The organism is uncultured Arcticibacterium sp., from assembly GCF_964021845.1.
Taxonomy (GTDB): Bacteria; Bacteroidota; Bacteroidia; order Cytophagales; family Spirosomataceae; genus Arcticibacterium.
In genome coordinates this window covers 55,303-72,290 of the sequence record NZ_CAXHZC010000003.1, presented here as the reverse complement: position 1 = coordinate 72,290, position 16,988 = coordinate 55,303, and the positions used below count along the sequence as shown (strand labels likewise).

At 36.3% G+C, this 16,988-nt stretch carries 14 protein-coding genes; 4 read left to right on the top strand and 10 right to left on the bottom strand.

The genetic code is table 11. The features are described 5' to 3' along the window. Window positions 1-2: 2 nt before the first annotated feature. Entirely contained in the window at window positions 3-1,031 is a 1,029-nt protein-coding gene (locus tag AADJ06_RS09815; RefSeq protein ID WP_341226267.1) for a LacI family DNA-binding transcriptional regulator, read from the top strand. On the opposite strand, the gene AADJ06_RS09810 is transcribed toward AADJ06_RS09815, so the two are convergent. After that, a complete protein-coding gene (locus AADJ06_RS09810; RefSeq protein WP_341226266.1) occupies window positions 1,018-2,235 on the bottom strand; it encodes an S-adenosylmethionine:tRNA ribosyltransferase-isomerase in 1,218 nt (405 codons plus the stop codon). The genes AADJ06_RS09815 and AADJ06_RS09810 overlap by 14 nt on opposite strands. After that, a complete protein-coding gene (locus tag AADJ06_RS09805) occupies window positions 2,232-2,729 on the bottom strand; it encodes a hypothetical protein (RefSeq protein WP_341226265.1) in 498 nt (165 codons plus the stop codon). Before AADJ06_RS09805 ends, AADJ06_RS09810 begins: the two co-directional genes overlap by 4 nt. A 79-nt stretch (window positions 2,730-2,808) precedes the next feature. On the opposite strand from AADJ06_RS09805, the gene AADJ06_RS09800 reads away from it, so the two are divergent. Beyond that, window positions 2,809-3,360 (top strand): cob(I)yrinic acid a,c-diamide adenosyltransferase, encoded by a 552-nt coding sequence (locus AADJ06_RS09800; protein ID WP_341226264.1) that lies wholly within the window; start codon window positions 2,809-2,811, stop codon window positions 3,358-3,360. Here the strand turns inward: AADJ06_RS09800 and AADJ06_RS09795 are convergent. From AADJ06_RS09795 to AADJ06_RS09775, 5 genes are read right to left on the bottom strand one after another with little or no spacing between them, the layout of a single operon-like run. Continuing rightward, window positions 3,357-5,378, bottom strand: coding sequence for a ComEC/Rec2 family competence protein (locus AADJ06_RS09795; protein WP_341226263.1), 2,022 nt, complete (start codon window positions 5,376-5,378; stop codon window positions 3,357-3,359). The two genes, AADJ06_RS09800 and AADJ06_RS09795, sit on opposite strands and share 4 nt — an antisense overlap. 36 nt (window positions 5,379-5,414) lie before the next feature. Beyond that, window positions 5,415-6,233 (bottom strand): 3-methyl-2-oxobutanoate hydroxymethyltransferase, encoded by an 819-nt coding sequence (gene panB / locus AADJ06_RS09790; RefSeq protein ID WP_341226262.1) that lies wholly within the window; start codon window positions 6,231-6,233, stop codon window positions 5,415-5,417. 57 nt (window positions 6,234-6,290) lie between these two features. Beyond that, window positions 6,291-7,475, bottom strand: a complete 1,185-nt coding sequence (locus AADJ06_RS09785; protein ID WP_341226261.1) for a peptidoglycan DD-metalloendopeptidase family protein — start codon at window positions 7,473-7,475, stop codon at window positions 6,291-6,293. A gap of 40 nt (window positions 7,476-7,515) precedes the next feature. Next, window positions 7,516-8,334, bottom strand: a complete 819-nt coding sequence (locus tag AADJ06_RS09780; protein ID WP_341226260.1) for a DUF4292 domain-containing protein — start codon at window positions 8,332-8,334, stop codon at window positions 7,516-7,518. A 9-nt stretch (window positions 8,335-8,343) separates the two neighbouring features. Beyond that, complete coding sequence (locus AADJ06_RS09775) at window positions 8,344-10,059, bottom strand: tetratricopeptide repeat protein (RefSeq protein WP_341226259.1); 1,716 nt, start codon at window positions 10,057-10,059, stop codon at window positions 8,344-8,346. A gap of 191 nt (window positions 10,060-10,250) precedes the next feature. Between AADJ06_RS09775 and AADJ06_RS09770 the strand changes: the two genes are divergently transcribed. Next, window positions 10,251-12,284, top strand: a complete 2,034-nt coding sequence (locus AADJ06_RS09770) for a tetratricopeptide repeat protein (protein ID WP_341226258.1) — start codon at window positions 10,251-10,253, stop codon at window positions 12,282-12,284. A 1-nt stretch (window position 12,285) separates the two neighbouring features. Here AADJ06_RS09770 and AADJ06_RS09765 read toward each other — a convergent pair whose 3' ends face one another. Next, window positions 12,286-13,698, bottom strand: coding sequence for a tetratricopeptide repeat protein (locus AADJ06_RS09765; RefSeq protein ID WP_341226257.1), 1,413 nt, complete (start codon window positions 13,696-13,698; stop codon window positions 12,286-12,288). 208 nt (window positions 13,699-13,906) lie between these two features. Between AADJ06_RS09765 and purU the strand changes: the two genes are divergently transcribed. Further along, window positions 13,907-14,746 carry a formyltetrahydrofolate deformylase gene (purU, locus tag AADJ06_RS09760; RefSeq protein ID WP_341226256.1) on the top strand — a complete coding sequence of 280 codons (840 nt, stop codon included), beginning with the start codon at window positions 13,907-13,909 and terminating at the stop codon, window positions 14,744-14,746. Here purU and AADJ06_RS09755 read toward each other — a convergent pair. Further along, a complete protein-coding gene (locus tag AADJ06_RS09755; protein ID WP_341226255.1) occupies window positions 14,743-15,354 on the bottom strand; it encodes a hypothetical protein in 612 nt (203 codons plus the stop codon). The two genes, purU and AADJ06_RS09755, sit on opposite strands and share 4 nt — an antisense overlap. Before the next feature lie 156 nt (window positions 15,355-15,510). Continuing rightward, window positions 15,511-16,779: an L-fucose:H+ symporter permease gene (fucP, locus tag AADJ06_RS09750; RefSeq protein WP_341226254.1), complete on the bottom strand. Its 1,269-nt coding sequence runs from the start codon at window positions 16,777-16,779 to the stop codon at window positions 15,511-15,513. Window positions 16,780-16,988 lie beyond the last annotated feature (209 nt).

The following is a 16,988-nucleotide window of genomic DNA, read 5'->3' as shown; positions in this document are numbered from 1 at the left end:
TCATGGACAAAGAAGTTACCATTTATGATATTGCGGAGCAATTGAACATTTCTGCCTCTACAGTAAGTAGGGCACTTAATGATCATCCTGCCATAAATGAAAAAACCAAGAAAAAGATAAATCAAACCGCCAGCGACTTAGGATATCGTTCAAATTTATTTGCCAAGAACCTAAGGGCAAAGTCTACAATGACCCTTGGAGTAATGGTGCCTAAGCTAGATTCTTACTTTATTGCTACTGTTTTAGCTGGTATGGAGAAGGAAGCCAATCAAAGTGGTTACAATTTGCTTATTACGCAATCCTTAGATTCTGCGGTGAAAGAGGTAGCTAATGCAAAAACAATGTTCAATTCAAGGGTTGATGGTTTATTGGTTTCTACCTTGTCCAGTGCTGATGATGTTAATCATATTGAGCCTTTTTTAAAGAAAGGAATACCAACACTTTTCTTTGACCGTGTTTTAGATATAAAAAAGATACCTAAAATAGTAATTGATAACTTTCAGGCAGGGTACGACGCTACCAATCACCTAATAGAACAAGGGTGTAAAAAAATATTTCACTTTACCGGGGACTTAGGTTGGAATGTTTACCGAGATAGGTATCACGGATATTTAAAAGCCCTAGCGGATGCAGGTCTGGAGTTCAAAGAGAATATGCTTTTTGTGACAGACCTACGTTTGGAAGCATCAAGTGGAGTTAGCCAGCATATTATTGATTTAAAAGATAAGCCAGACGGCGTTTTTGTTACTAATGATACATGTGCAGCTTCTTTAATGGTTTCTTTAAAGAAGGAGGGTTTAAGGGTTCCTGAGGATATAGCAATTATTGGGTTTAATGATGATCCTATAACTAGGATTGTGGAGCCTAGGTTAAGTACGGTTCATTATCCTGGAGAAGAAATGGGCGAGATTGCAGCAAGAAGCCTAATTAGCCATTTGAATGGTGATACCAAAGTTCAGCTTACTAACACTATTGTGTTAAGACATGAATTGATTTCTAGAGGTAGTTCTCTTAGGCTTAAGGGAGAATAAGGCTCGAGTCGCCATAACTTAAAAAACGATAATTTTCCTGCAGGGCAAAGTCGTATATTTCTTTCCATTTATCTCCCACTAAAGATGATATCAGTAGTAATAAAGTGGATTTTGGTTGATGAAAATTAGTTATGATACCTTCGCATAGGCGTGGTTTATAGCCTGGGAAAATGTAAATTTCTGTATCACCTACTAGCTTTTCAATGCTTTGATATTCCATGTAGTCAAGAATGGCTTGAATGGCTTTCTTTTTACTAAGTAAGTCACTCTCTTGGAAACCATATGGGAAAAGCTTTTCAATCTTAAATGGAATTTGACTTTGTCTGTTTCCCCAAACTTTTAAACCAAACCAATAGAGACTTTCTAAAGAACGCATGGAGGTTGTGCCTACAGGAATTATGGGGCCATTGTCTTCTAAAAGAGTCTTAAGGAAGCTTTTAGAAAAAACTATTTGCTCGGAATGCATATGATGTTCCAGAGCATTTTCGGTTTTAACTGGCTGGAAGGTGCCAGCTCCTACATGAAGAGTTATAAAGGAAGTTTTTATTCCTTGCTCTTTCAAGCGTTTAAAAGTATTGTCTGTAAAATGAAGCCCAGCGGTAGGTGCTGCCACTGCACCGTCAGATTCCGAATAAACGGTTTGATAGGTTTCTTTATCTACTTCTTCTGTTTTTCTATTCAGGTAGGGTGGAAGGGGTATTTCTCCAAATACTTTGACGAGCTCTGCGAAACTAATATTACCAGTCCATTTGAAGGAAACGGTGTTTTCTTCTCTATTTACAAGTTCTGCTTTGACATTTAAGCTCGTTCCATTTTCAATTGGAATAGCAAGGCTTAATACTTCATCTTTCCATTTCTTTTTATTCCCAATCATCGTTTTCCAGGTCGTGGAATCTGAAGACTCCATTACTTGGGAAATGACTTTACTTGGCAAAATTGGTTCTAAAAGGAAAATCTCAATTAAGGCTCCAGTTTGCTTTCTGAAAAATAAACGAGCGGGAATAACCTTAGTATTGTTAAAAACCAAATGGGCGTTCTTTGGGAGCTCTTCTGAGAGAGAGGAAAAGGCTTTACTTCTTATTTGATTGTTTTTATAAACAAGTAATTTAGATGAGTCTCTAGGGCTAAGTGGATACTTCGCTATTTGAGAATCAGGAAGCGGATAATTGAAGTCTTCTATTCGTATTTCTGAAGGAATTTTCAATTCTTAGGAGGTTTAGAAAACAAGATTTTTAAAGGAACAGAGAAAATTAAACCAATTAGAACGATAGCTCCAATGATTAAAAACCAGCTATAATCTCTATCGAGATTTTGTTCTACTTCCATATTTATACTTTTAAGGCCCATTAAAACAAAAACCAAATAGGTATTTATAAAGGCAAGAATGGCATTAAACCATCCAGAAAGTAAGCTTTTAAGGTATTCTTGGCTTGCTCCCCAAGGACTGTTTGGGAATAATTTTCGAAAGTCTATTTTTTCAAACTGAGATTTGACAAGACCGAAAACAAAGTTTAGTCCAACAATTACTCCTACCGATAAATAGAAGAAGTTTTGTTTATCGATAAAGCCAATTGGCCTACCCACTCCATTGTGTTTATATGCTATGGAGTCTGGGAAACCTACGTAGCAAAAGAGCAAAAGCCCAAGTAGAAATAAAAAAGCGGCCCTTCTCCAGTAATTGAAAATAACGGTGTACATAATATATAAATACCTAAATTTCTTGTGGTAGTATTAAATTGAGTGCAAATTTAGCCCTGCATTATTTCTAAAAATAATTATGTCAAAGATTTATACTAAAACTGGTGATAATGGTACCACCGGCTTAATTGGTGGAGAGCGAATCAGTAAGGGAGAATTAAGAATTGAGGCTTATGGAAGCGTTGATGAATTAAATTCCTGGATTGGTTTACTGAGAGATGTTTCGAAAAATATGGAACGAAGGGCTCTTTTGAAAGAAATTCAAGATAGACTTTTTACCATAGGGGCAGAATTGGCTTCAATTCCAGAGGGGAGAACCAAAAAACTCCCTGACCTTATTGAGGATGATATTGAACTTTTAGAAAAGGAAATGGACTCCATGAATGAGAATTTGCCAAGTTTAAGACATTTTGTGTTGCCGGGTGGTGCTATTAACGTTTCTTATGCTCATTTAGCTAGGACTGTCTGCAGAAGGGCTGAAAGATGTGCTATCAGGCTTCATGATGAAGCTGGCTTAGACTTTATTCTTATTAAGTATTTAAACAGGCTTTCTGATTATCTGTTTGTCTTGTCTAGGCTCATCGGCAAAGAAGAAGATGCCGAGGAGGTTAAATGGATTCCACGGGTTTAGTAGTTGAAAGTGGTTCCGCCACTTTCATAAAGTGAGATTAAGTTAATTCCTAAAGAATCTGCTTGGTTTTTGAGTTTGCTTATTCGGTATTTCGAGTTAGAATCATCTAGGATTATTTGCTTAGGATAGGTGTTAAATTGTTTTTCGAGATCGTAAACAGCGTTATTTGACACCAATATCCTATTGAATTCCTCACTTACTTTGCCGCGATAAAACTTCCTTATCCAAAGGTTTTTAGAACCAGCTACTTCAAAAGTGTAGCTTGTGTTCTCCTTTTCAGGACTGACGATCTTATAGTCTTGAATTCCTTTGTTGTCGTAATAGTTTTTAAGGTGAAAGTCATATGCTCTCGGATTGTTGGCGGTGGTGGAGTCTGTTAAAAACACTGCGGACTTTGCCTGAATAATACTAACTCCCGATGATTTAGGAATGAAATGATAGGTTAAAGCCTTTTGCTTGCTTTGGTTAAGGTCTTCTGAAATGTTCCAGAAGGATAGACCAGCTAGCAGGATAAACGCGGCTAAAAAGAATTTTATATCCTTTTTTAAGAAAAACAAAATGACACAGAATAAGAATGAATAAAGTAGAACCACTTCCACTTGAGAAATAGAAAAGCCGAGAGCTTTGGATTCAGGAAGAGAAGAAATTAGAAAAATGCATTTATTCAAAAGGTCTAAAACAAAGTTCAGTATCCAGTAAAGTATATCTGAGATAAGAGGGGCGGCGGTAAGAATTAAGCTAAGAATACCTACAAAAAGTACTGCGAAACTCATGACAGTTACTATAGGATTAGTTAAAAGGAAATAGTTTGGGAATTGGTGAAAATAGTAAATACTTAGAGGGAAAGTAAATAATTGGGCTGCAATCGAGACTATACTTATTTGCCAAAGTTTAGCTAAAAGCCAGTTTTTGGGTTCGTAGAGTTTATTCAGATATGGGAATAAATAGATAATTCCAAAAATGGCCAGATAGGACAATTGAAATCCAACTTCAAAAAGCCAGAAGGGTTTAAACAATAAAAGTAAGAAGGCGGAGCCGGCCAAAACATTTATACTGTTTTTGTCTCTTTTAAACATTGTTCCAAGTTGAAACAGACTGAACATTAATGTAGCTCTAGTTACACTTGGAGATAGACCTGTGAAAACAGCATATGCCCAAAGTAACGTGACTGTAAGTATTCCAAAGAGTATAGGCTTTCTTTTTAAAGGACTGAAAAGGAAATTAAGCATCAACATCAATATTCCAACATGCAAACCAGAAACAGCTAAGATATGAACAGCCCCTGCTGTAGCGTAGGCGTCCCTGGTTTCGTTATCTAATTCGTCTTTGGTTCCTAACAACATAGCTTCCGCCACAGCTAAACCAGCTTTACTGTTCAGTTTTTGATTAAGAATGTTGCCGCATTGTTCATTCAGTTTATAAGACCATGCTAGAATTGGGTATTTAGCTTTATGGCCTAGTTTAATGAAATCGTCTTTTCTAAGGAAATGGTGTGATTGGATACCTCTTCTGTTCTGAAAGGTTTTGTAATTAAACTCAAATGGGTTTTTAGGCCCTTCTATTTCTCGTGGTGAATTATTGATAAGGTAAATGTCGCCGTATTTTGGTTTGTCTAATTCTTTAGTGAAATACAGTAAAACTTCTCCTTTTGATTGTTTCCAAATACTGTCATTTTTTGTTTTTAAAACTTCGGCAATTGCTTTAAAAGATTTGGGTTTTGTTTCAACGGCACCGTTAACTCTGACCATGTAGCTATCCAATTCACTTAAGGAGTCTTTAGATTGTTTTTCTCTGCTGACTTGAGCCGCCCCAAATCCAAGGCAGAATAGAAGAGTATAGATTCCTAGGCTTTGAAGGATATTAGCTTTGGTGAAGAAATATCCAAGTGTGAAAAAAACAGCGGCAGTGGCTGCAATTAATAGAAAAACTGTTTCGCTTAAGAATTGATATTCGTAAGCGTATATTCCAATAATTAGAAAGAGAACTAAGCGTAAATATGGATAGGCTCTAAGTTCCATTTGGTTTTTATTTTGGTGTGCGGAGTTTAGCCACCACTAGCCATAACTCTCCTTTTCGTTCGGAAAGTCTCCCGATTTTACATCTTTTATATAGCCTGTAAAAGCATTTGTCATTTCTTTATGTAGGTCGGCATAACGTCTTAAAAAACGCGGACTAAAGTCTTTATTTATACCAAGCATATCATGAATTACCAAGATTTGACCGTCGCAGCCACTTCCTGCACCAATCCCAATGGTTGGGATTTCTATAGAAGCAGTTACTTCTTCAGCCAAGCCTCTTGGTATTTTTTCAAGAACTACACCAAAGCAACCTAAGTCGTTTAAAAGTTTAGCATTTGACTTTAGTAAGTCGGCCTCTTCCTCTTCTTTTGCTCTTACTGTGTAAGTTCCAAATTTATAAATAGACTGTGGTGTTAAGCCTAAATGACCCATTACGGGAATTCCAGCACTTAATACGCGGGTTATCGACTCTTCTATTTCTTTGCCACCTTCCATTTTTACGGCATGTGCTCCAGATTCTTTCATAATCTTGATGGCCGACTTTAAAGCCTGCGTGGAGTTTCCTTGATAACTACCAAAAGGTAAGTCAACCACCACTAGAGCCCTTTTTACGGCACGTATCACACCTTGAGCATGGTAAATCATTTGGTCTAGTGTGATAGGAAGGGTGGTTTCATGGCCTGCCATTACATTGGAAGCTGAATCGCCCACAAGAATAAGTTCAATGCCAGCGGCATCTACTAATGCAGCCATAGAGTAATCATATGCTGTTAAACAAGCAATCTTGTCACCATTGTCTTTCATGTTGCGAAGAATGTTGGTGGTGACTCTCTTAATATCGGAATGTACAGACATGATTATGCTTTAATTATTATTGAAGATTGAAGTTTTTTTTGTGCTTTCCAAATCGAGCTATTTTCTAGCTAGCCAAAGCTCAGGATTCATTTTAGTGAATTGCTGCCAAACTTGGAAGTTGATTTCGTATTCACCATCCTTTTGACCTGCTATTCCTATCAGCTGCCCTGCTATTACTTTGTCCTGAAGTTTTACACTTACAGACTTTAAGTTGGCATAAACGGTATAGTAGTCGCCGTGCTGAATGGCAATGACATTGTTTAAACCAGGGATTTGAGAGATATCTAGTACTATCCCGTCAAAAACGGAACTGACTCTTGCGTTTGGTGAAGTTTGAATATCTACACCATTATTGTCAATTTTGATATTCTTCAAAAGGGGATGGTTTTTAACACCAAATTTATCGGAGATAAAGCCATTTTGAACAGGCCAAGGAAGTCTTTTCTTGTTGTTTTGAAATGAGGCGGACAAAGCTGTATTTACTACAGCTTCATTTTTAGTGACATTACTATTTGAAGACTTTCTAATGATAGAAGATATCAAATTATCTAACCTCTTAATAGACTTTTTAGTGTCCTGAATCTCTTTCCTAATTTGCTTTTCTTGTTTTGCTAATTGGGCTACCGTTAATGACTGTTCTCTTTTTAGAGAAGACAATTTATTGGTTTCACCTTTCTTTTGGGTTAAAACACTCTGTTTCTGCACTTTTTTTTGTGACAAATCCTTTTGCCTAGTTGCAAGAGTTTCCGAAACAGTATTTATTTGAGCCACCTGAATTTTCCGGTTATCAGTGTATTGTTCCAGGTATTTATATCGCATAATAAGGTCATTAAATGACCTTGCAGAAAAAAGAAAGCTTAGTTTATTTAGCTTTCCACTTGATTTGGAAGCTATATAAAGCATTTCGGCATACTCCTTTTTTAATGCGGATAGTTTCTTTTGAAGCTCAGCATTTGCCAGCTCTAACTCACTAATTTCTGTATTGATAAGGTTAATGTCTTCAGAGAAAAGGTCAATCTGCTTTTGCTGATTTATTATTTGGGTATTTAGTGCTTTTACTTTCCCTAGTGAGGCCTTCTTCTTAGAGCTAGTTTGGTTTAAAACCCTTTCTGCTCGCTTGATGTTTTCAAGGTTAGCCTTTTTTTCTTGTTCTAACTGTTCTCTTGACTTTTGACCCAAAACAGAGAAGCCTACACATAAAAATGTGATAAAGAGGGCTGCCTTTTTGAGATTGAAATTCATATTCAAAATTAAAGCTAATTTTTAAAGAATGTAGTTCCTTTTAAAAGACTATTACACCCTTCTGATAACTTTTAGGAATGGCGTAAGGAAAGCGGAGTTCGCTATCTAAGAATTCAAATTTAGTATGTTTGAAGTCAAGTGTGGAAGTTTTTATGATATCTCCTCTATAAACATCAATTTTTGCAAAGATTGCATGAGGCACCACACCACCGTTTACTTCTTGAAAAAAGTCAGAGTATGAAACGCCAAGCTTACTTTTGCCTCCTAAATCCTCAGCAAGAACAGTAGTTAGTTTATGACTAACGTTATCAATTTGGTTCTCAATTTTAATATTCCTTGCTTGTTGAAACAAGCTGGTGTACAAACTATTTAAAATCACTTGGTCTTTGTCTCGTTTGTTAAAAGGCAGGTTACCTATGAGTAGCGATTGTAAAATACTAAAGTTAAAGTCAAAATTGAACTGTTCACTTAGCTCTGTGATGCTTAGTTCGTAATATTTACGATTGATTCTATCTAAAAACTGAATAGAGTCTTGTGTTATTAGGCATCTAGCGGCTTCTATTCCCACAGAAACAGAAATCCAAATGACACTATCTTTTTTGATATGAATATTGGCAGGGAAAGATTGTGATAGGTTTTCAGATTGGAAATCAATTTTACTCTTAAGTTTAAGATATTGAAAATCGGACTCTTGAATTACTAAATCTGAAACACTGGGAGCTATTAAAGTAGAGTCAATTCCAGCAATATCTGATTTTGGTAATTCTGCAATGGATTTTTGAATTTTACTTCGCTTGCAGGAAAACTGTACAAATAGAAGGCAAAAGAGAATTAGAAGGCGAACTAACTTAAGGGCCATGAAAAAGGATTATTCTATGTATTTCTGTTCTGAAATTTTTTGGTCAATCGTTTTGCTGTTTTCACCTAATAGTTTGGCTTTTTTCCATTGCTCTAAGGCTTGAGGTTTGTCTCCTAGTTTGTACAAAATATCTCCGTAATGTTCTAAGACAGTTCCGTTGACATCTTTGGCATAAATCACAGCACTTTCAATGACTTCTTTAGCGTGTAGGTAGTTTTCGGCTCTAAATAAAACCCAAGCTCTGGTGTCCAAATAATCGACATTGGAAGGAGAAAGACTTACGAGCCTTTTAGACATTTCTTGGGCTTTCGGGAGGTTTTTGTTTCTTAAAGCCAAGAAATAACTATAGTTGTTTAAAACGGGTAAGTACTCAGGATCCATTTTCAGTGCCTCCTCATAGGCTCTTTCTGAATCAGTGTATTGCTTGGTGGCGTTATAAGAATCTCCTAATAAAGATAAGATATGTTTTAAGAGCTCAGGCTTGTCAAAGGAGAGGTTTCTAGCCTCTTCTAGTGCATAAATAGCTTCTTCGTAATCTTTAATTAAAACGTTTCCATACCCAAAGTGATACCAGAAAAATGCTTGATTCGGGAAGTATTCCGCTGCTTTTCCTGCATCTTTTACTAAGTTTTGTAGATTTTCTGTTTTAGTGTCTAATTCTACTATGGCTAACCAAACTTCAAAAACAGACTTGTCAAACTCTGTAGACTTAACATAATTTTCTCTAGCCTCTTCCAGTCTACCCTTTTTCATAAGTAGATCACCCATGAAAACATAGGCTCCAGCCAATTTAGGGTCAATGTCAATTAGGTCTTGCGTTAAGGAAATAGCATTATTGATACTTTCGGTATCTGGTTTTTCTTCTACTAATTTTATAAAAGAGCCAAGCACTTTAAGTTTTATCTCAGATTCTAATGATGGATTCTCAAAGGCAAGTTCCAATTGTTCGTGACAGGCATTAATGTCTCCAAAGCGTCTATAAATATCAGCCAATAGTACGTGGCCTTCAGCTAAGTTTGGGTCGTTTTTAAGGTGGTTTAAAAGTAGCTTTTCGGCATCAGGTAATTTCTGATTGCCAATCATTATCTGAGCTTGGTTTAAAACATATTCAGGGTCTAATGGTTGACTTTCCATAAGTCTATCACCTTCTTTTATGGCTTCATCTACCTTGTTTTGCCTCAAATAGAGCATTTGCTTCCTGTGAGATATTTCTTCGTCAGAGCCAATGTTTTTCTCAACCTGATTGTAAAGCTTTATGGCATCATCATACTCCTCTTGTACTATATAAATTTCACTTAAAAGAATATAAGTAGCTATGTCTAAAGGGTTTTTTCGGATTACCTTTTTGTATAAATCAATGGCACCGTCATAGTCTAAAAGTTGCGTTAGTATATCTGCATAAAACGTTTGATAGTAGGTGTTATCTTTTTCTAGGTTTAGCGTCTCTTTTGCAGCTACAGATGCGTCATTCAAGTTGTTTAGTTGGAGGTAGGCTTTGCTAAGCATGTGATACATTCCTGCCGTGGGTGTGTGCTTCTTAATGACGCCTTCAAATATATTAGCCGATTTAGCATAGTTTTCGGCAATGTATTCTTTCATACCTTCTATGAAAGAGGCTTCAGCCGAAATGTCTTCGTCGTTTTTTACCACATCTTCTGTTATATCTTGGGCTAAAGACATAAAAGGAGTAAGTATTGAAGCAAGAAAGAAAAGCCTTTTTAACATTAAAGATTTCGTTTTTAGTGAGTTAGCAGAAGCTTTTTAAAGCTTTGCAATAGTACTGCCAAATCAGAACGCAAAGTACCTCATTTTGTTACAATTAGCCAAAATATGATTTTATAGGGCATGGAAGGATGGAAATGTCACATTTTTATACAAATTTGTAATAATTACAATTTGTTGAAGACAGCGTTTAGATGGCAAAAAATAGGTATCAAAAGAATAAAAAGGCTTCAGAAGCTAAAAAGGAAGTAAGTTCAGTACCAGTTGAGCAGGCTAGTTTTGAAATTGATCAAAAGTGGGTTTTACTTATTTTGATAGGTGGAATCTTTTTGTCATATGCTCAAATTTGGTCAAATGGCTTGGTTTGGGATGATGACCCTTATATTACCCTTAATGAGGCGGTTAAAACATTTGACCTTAATGCTCTTTTGACGGGCTTTCATGTTGGTAACTTTCATCCTTTAACTATGCTCTCTTTGGCTATAGAGTACGCACTAGTTGGGGAAAGCCCCTGGCTTTACCACTTTAATAACCTATGGCTTCATGGCTTAAATAGTTTTTTGGTTTATCTTCTTATTAAGAAGTTGAATAAGAATACTTGGGTAGCACTTTTAACGGCAGGTTTCTTTGCTTTACACCCTATGCACGTAGAGTCAGTTGCTTGGGCGGCAGAGAGGAAAGATGTGCTTTATACACTCTTCCTACTTCTTTCCATATGGACTTATTTGAAGTACGATGCCGAAAAGAACAAACTTCAATATGGTCTTTCGCTCTTGTTTTTTGTTTTGTCATGTTTATCAAAAGGAATGGCAGTAGTTCTGCCGGCTTTATTAATCATCACCGATTGGTGGTTTTTGGGTAAAAAGCTGTCAATAAAAAACTTGTTGGATAAGATTCCATACTTCATAATCACTTTATCTTTTGCTTATATAGCCACCACTGCACAGAAAGATGCAGGGGCAGATGCCACATCAGTTATTTCGGCTGCATACACGGTTTCAGAACGAGCAAGAATAGCTTGTTATTCTTTTCTTTTCTATTGGGTTAAAACATTGATTCCGTATAATCTATTACCTTTTTATCCTTATCCTGGAAAATCAAACGGAGCTATCCCCGGTATTTTCAATTTGGCGGCAGCCGCTCTTCCTGTCTTCTTAGGTGTGATGTATTTTTTAGGAAGAAAAGATAAAAGAGTTTGGTGGGCAGTAGCATTCTTCACTATTGCTATTTCTACCGTTTTACAGATTTTACCAGTAGGAAGTGCCATAGTGGCTGATAGATACTATTATTTATCTTCTATTGGGCCACTCTTTTTGATAAGCTTATTTCTCGGAAATAAAATAGCAAAAGGCGTTTCTTGGAAATACATAAGTTATGGCCTTTTGGGTATTTATGCTGTATTGACTTTTGTTCAAGTGCCCCATTGGAAAAATGGTTACACACTATTTAAGCCGGCTGAAAAAGTTTACCCACAAGATGCCATGGTACTTAGTAATATTGGTTGGTACCATTTAGGGGAGAAAGACTTTACACTGGCAAAGCAATACCTAACACAGGCAGATAATAATGGTTTTAAGAATGCCGACGTTTGTCGAACCATTGGCTCTATGTATATTGACGAAGGGCAGTATGATTTAGCCTTACCTTATATACAGCGAGCTTATAATTACATGCCGGTTAAAACTAGAACGGATTGGTTAATGGCTTTGATTCTGAGCAAAACTGACAGAAATGAAGAGGCTTATCAGTATGCGAAACTAGCGGCAGAAGCTGAACCTGATAATTTTGAATATATGCATACTTATGGTTCTATTCTTTCTTCTGTAGGAAGAGGGGAAGAGGCTAGGGTACTTTATGATAAATTGATTTTAGAAAACCCTGATAATCTTGATTTATTGCTAAATCATTCTTTTAGCTATAGACAAGAAGGAAACCTTACGAAGGAGATAGAGGAATTGGAGGCTTTGATTAAGAAAGCACCTGATTTTTTAGTGGCCTATAAAAATATTGGTTTAAGTTTGGCCGAAACAGGTAGGAATGATGAAGCTTTGGCATATTGGGCAAAGGCTGCTGAGTTGGACCCTAGTGGCGATTATGAGTATAATATAGGAATTAACCACGCTAACCGTGGTTTAATAAATGATGCCATAGAATGGTATAAAAAGGCGGCAAAAAAAGGTAAGCAGGAAGCTATCGATATATTAACGCAGAATGGTATTTCATTCTAGCTTATTTATATTGTTCAATAATTCTGAAAAGAGCTTTTTGTGTCTTTAAGTTTGGAAAGAAGGGATAGATCTGCTCGTGAGCATCAAAGTCTAAATTCAAACCATCTTGAAGGTATTTATAGGCCTCATTATAGGTACCATCATATACTAAATAAACGGTAGCTCTGTAGTAAAGGTCGGCTTCGTCAGGAACTTCTTCTATGGCGTTATAGATAATTTCAAAGGCTTTATGATACTCTTTTTGATCAAAATATAGTAGGGACCAGTTTAACCATATGTCTATGTTTTCGGGGTCAATGCTAGCGGCACGATTATAGGCTTCAATGCTTGAAGCTACATTTCCTAGTTGAGCTTCTATATCACCTTGAATAAGCCAATAGTCACTATTTGTTTCATTTATTTTGGTTGCTTTTTTTGCAAAATGAATAGCTTCCATCCATTTTTTCTGCTCAAAAAGCACCGATGCCATTCCATACCAGGCCTCTTCCCAATTTTCTTCTATTTCTGTCGCTTTTTTGAAATTTTGAAAAGCTCCTAAAAAGTCACCAAGTTTTTCTAAACTAGAGGCTAAATAAGTCAATACTTCTGCAGACGGCTTTTCTAGGCTTAATGTTTTTTCGTAAGACTCTTTTGCTTTTTCATAGTTTTCCTCATTCATGTAATTATGTCCAAGGTTAAACCATCCACTGGCAAAGTCTTCTTTTATAACTACGGAAAAATCAAAAGCTCTTATAGCGTCTGGGTATTTTTTTAGTCTGCTATAGGCTAGGCCAAGGCAATACCAAGCATAATGAGAATATGGCTTCTCGTCGGTTAAATTTTTGAAATACGGAATACTTGCTTCTAAAACATTCAAGTATTCCAAGTTATAAATAAGCTCTAAGTATGCTATTTCATTGTCGTAGCCCAGCTTTATGGCCTCTTTATAATGAAATACGGCCTTTTGAAATTCGCCAATATTTTGAAAAGTTTGTGCTAACTGAAAGTGAATGTCATCTTTTTGATCAGAAAGAAGCAAGGCTCTTTCTAGTAATTCAAGAGCGGTTTTGTGCTCGCCCATCAAATTAAATATCACCCCTTTCATATACAGTATTTCTGTATCAGCAGGAAAAAAAGTGGCTGCCTTCTCCAAAAGCTCTATACCCTCTTCATATTCTAGTTCATTAACATGAAGTTGGGTTCTGTTTAAAAGGAGCTCTAAAGAATAAGGATATTGATTTAAGCCTAGTTGACACGCTTTTTTAGCCAAAACCCAATCAGACTTTTCTATGTAAAACTCAGATAGTGATTCGTAAGTATCTTCGTTTAGGTAGTGTGACTCGTCATTAAGAACCATGGCCTCAAATTTCTTTGCGGTTTGGTTAATGCCTTTGTCTCCTACTTCATCAAAATTATCGTTAAATTCAATATTCATTTATAGGCTTAAAGGTTTCTGGGTTTTCCTGTTTAACATGAAATTAAAATTAATTATTCTAGCATCACAATTAATTTTAAGGAAATGTAACTTTTTGCTATTTATGTGAAACTTTAAACACAAATATCTAAAAATAAAGTTCATATAATTTGCTTGATGGTAGTGCCATCTATTTGTTTCGCATAAAATTAGCCTTTGGCAATAGAAAATGACTAGAAATATCCTTTTAATGGAAGGACCAGACTCAAAAGGTTTGGTTTATCACGTGACAAAAGTTCTTTATAAAAACGAGTGCAACATTATCAATCAAGATGAGTATGTGAGTCCTGCGGGGCAGTTTTTTATGAGAACGGAGTTTGAAAGTGAGGAAGGTTTTGACACTGAAAGAGTTATTCCTGACTTGAGAAAAAGGGTGCCAAATGAAGAAATCAAGTTCCGGTTAAATCCTAAAAAGAAAAAGGATATTGTTATTCTGTGTACCAAAGAGCATCATTGCCTTTCTGATTTACTTACACGCTATCACTTTGGCGAGTTGAACGCTAATATCCTGGCGGTGATTAGTAATTACGACAGCCTTAAGCCTTTTGTTGACAAATTTGACATTCCTTTTCATCATGTGAGTCATGTAGGGCTCTCAAGAGAAGACCATGAGTTGGAAATTATGAAGGTGGTAAATTGTTATAAACCAGAATATCTTGTTTTGGCAAAATACATGCGGATTTTGACACCTTACTTTGTGGCCAAGTTTTCAAATAAGATTGTCAATATTCATCATTCTTTTTTACCAGCATTTATCGGAGCAAATCCATACAAGCAGGCTTTTGACCGAGGTGTTAAGATTATTGGAGCTACAGCTCATTTTGTCAATAACAATTTGGACGAAGGACCTATCATTGCCCAAGACGTGAAAAAGGTTGACCATAGGTTTAGCTCAAAAGACATGTCAAGAGAAGGTAAGGACGTGGAGAAAATGGTACTCACCAAAGCACTAAAACTAGTCTTTAATGACCGTGTCTTTATTTTCGGGAATAAGACAATTATCCTTTAAAAGAAGAATCCTAAGCGTAGAACTAAAGGAGAATCACTGCCGCCTAAACCTTGGGGAGAAACAAACCCTTTGCCATAGGAGTGACCAATGTTATACATTACGGAGATAAAACTTCCGGCTTGTTGTCTATTTCCTCCTTGATAAAAACCTAAGCCAACTAAAGGGGAACCTTCCCATTTTCTTTGGATAGTGGTAGGAGGATTATTTCTGTCAAATGAATAAAACTGACTTTCTGGAGCATTTATAATTTCATATTCTGCATGAGCAAATATGCTTCGCCAAATAGGCTGACGAATAAATAACCTTGGTCCAGCCATGGCTACACCTGTTCCATCTACATAGTATCTTCCTTGATAAATAAATGTAGCACCTAAACCTCCAATGGTTCCCGATTCGTTTAGTTCATAACCCGCCATTGGTGAAAGATCTGCGTAAAAAGAGCCAAAAAAACCTAACCAAAGATTACCTCCATAGTGCAAGTTTTCTTTGAAATTTGATTTTGGTTGCTCAAAATAAATAGGCTTATCTTCCTCGGGCTGTGGCATTTCTTGAGAAAAAACTTGAAAGCCTATAAGGAATGCGAATATGGTTATAAGTGATCTTTGCATTAATAATGGTTATTCTGTTGCTAATAACGCAAAATCTTAATGAGTTATTGATTTTTTAACACTGAATCTAGTTTAGGAGCAAAGCAAAAGGCTCATTTCAGCAAATAAGCCTTCTGTTAAAACTTTTAAGTTCTTCAAGTATCTGATATTTTCTGCTTAAGCATATTTGGTATAGGCTCTTCTTCCGTAAAACACTACTACAATGAAGCAAACTAAAGGAACAGTGAAAGATAAATTCACAGAAGAATTGTCAATAATAGAAGCTTGAACTAATGGTAATAGTGCACCACCGCCAATAGCTGCTACTAAACCTGCTGCACCTAACTTGGCGTCGTCTCCTACTCCTTTTAATGCAATACCGTAAATGGTAGGGAACATTAAAGACATACAGCCAGAAACCCCAACAATGCAATACATGCCTATTTCTCCACCTATAAATATTACGGGAAGCAATAAGGCAATGGCCAATGTGGCTAAAAGCATTAGTAAGAAACCGGGCTGCATAAATTTCATTAGGAACGTAAAAACAAATCGACTTGCTGCAAATAGGACTAAAGCGTATATCTGGATACCACTGGACTTTTCTACTGCTTCGGCTTCAATCATGCCAAGGTTCATATAAACCTCCGTTCCATATTGCACTATAAAAGTCCACATAGCTATTTGTGCACCTACATAAAAAGCTTGTGCTATTACGCCTTCTTTATATCTGCCATTTTTCATTAATCGCTGAAAAGTGCCTTTGATATCTAGCCCTTTAGAGGTGTCCGCTTCTTTGTATTCTGGCATTTTATAGATCAAGAACAATACAAACATGATTATCAGAACTAAACCTATAATCACGTAAGGACCTTTAACTATTTCTAAGTCGGCCATTTTTACTGCGTCAAAGTCTGTAGCAGATAGTTCGCTACGCTCTTGTGTACCCATTTTATTCATTTTGCCCAAAATAAAATTAGTAGCTATGTATGCACCCGTAATAGAGCCAATAGGATTAAAAGCTTGTGCTAAGTTTAGCCTTTGTGTGCTTGTCTCTTCTTCGCCCATGGCCAAAATATATGGGTTAGCACTAGTTTCTAAGAAACTCAAACCACAAGTCATGATAAAATAGGCGACTAAGAAAACCTGGAAAACACCTAACTGGGCAGCAGGAATAAATGCTAAACAGCCTAAACCGTAAAGAGCAAGACCTATTAAAAGCCCTTTTTTGTAAGAGTATTTCTTTATAAAAATAGCGGCAGGAATAGCCATTAAGCAGTATCCACCATAAAATGCTACTTGTACAAAAGTGCTTATGGTTTGACTTTGATTAAAAATAGTACCGAAGGCTTTTACCAAAGGATTGGTAATGTCATTGGCAAATCCCCACAGAGCGAAAAGGCTTGTGGTGAGAATAAACGGAATGATAGGAGTTTTCTTTAGCATTTTAATTAGGGTTGTTAATGCTAAAATAGAAATTCTATTTGATTAGAAAGCTCATCTTTTAAGAATCTGCTCAATTAGCATCAGGAAATGTAAAAGGAGTAATAGAGGAAGTGGCTTTTTGGCTTTGGGTCTAAATTGTTTTTCTTTAACCCCTAATAGAGTATTGTCACTTTCCTTAAAAAGGGAGGATAAAGAAATGTATTTTAATG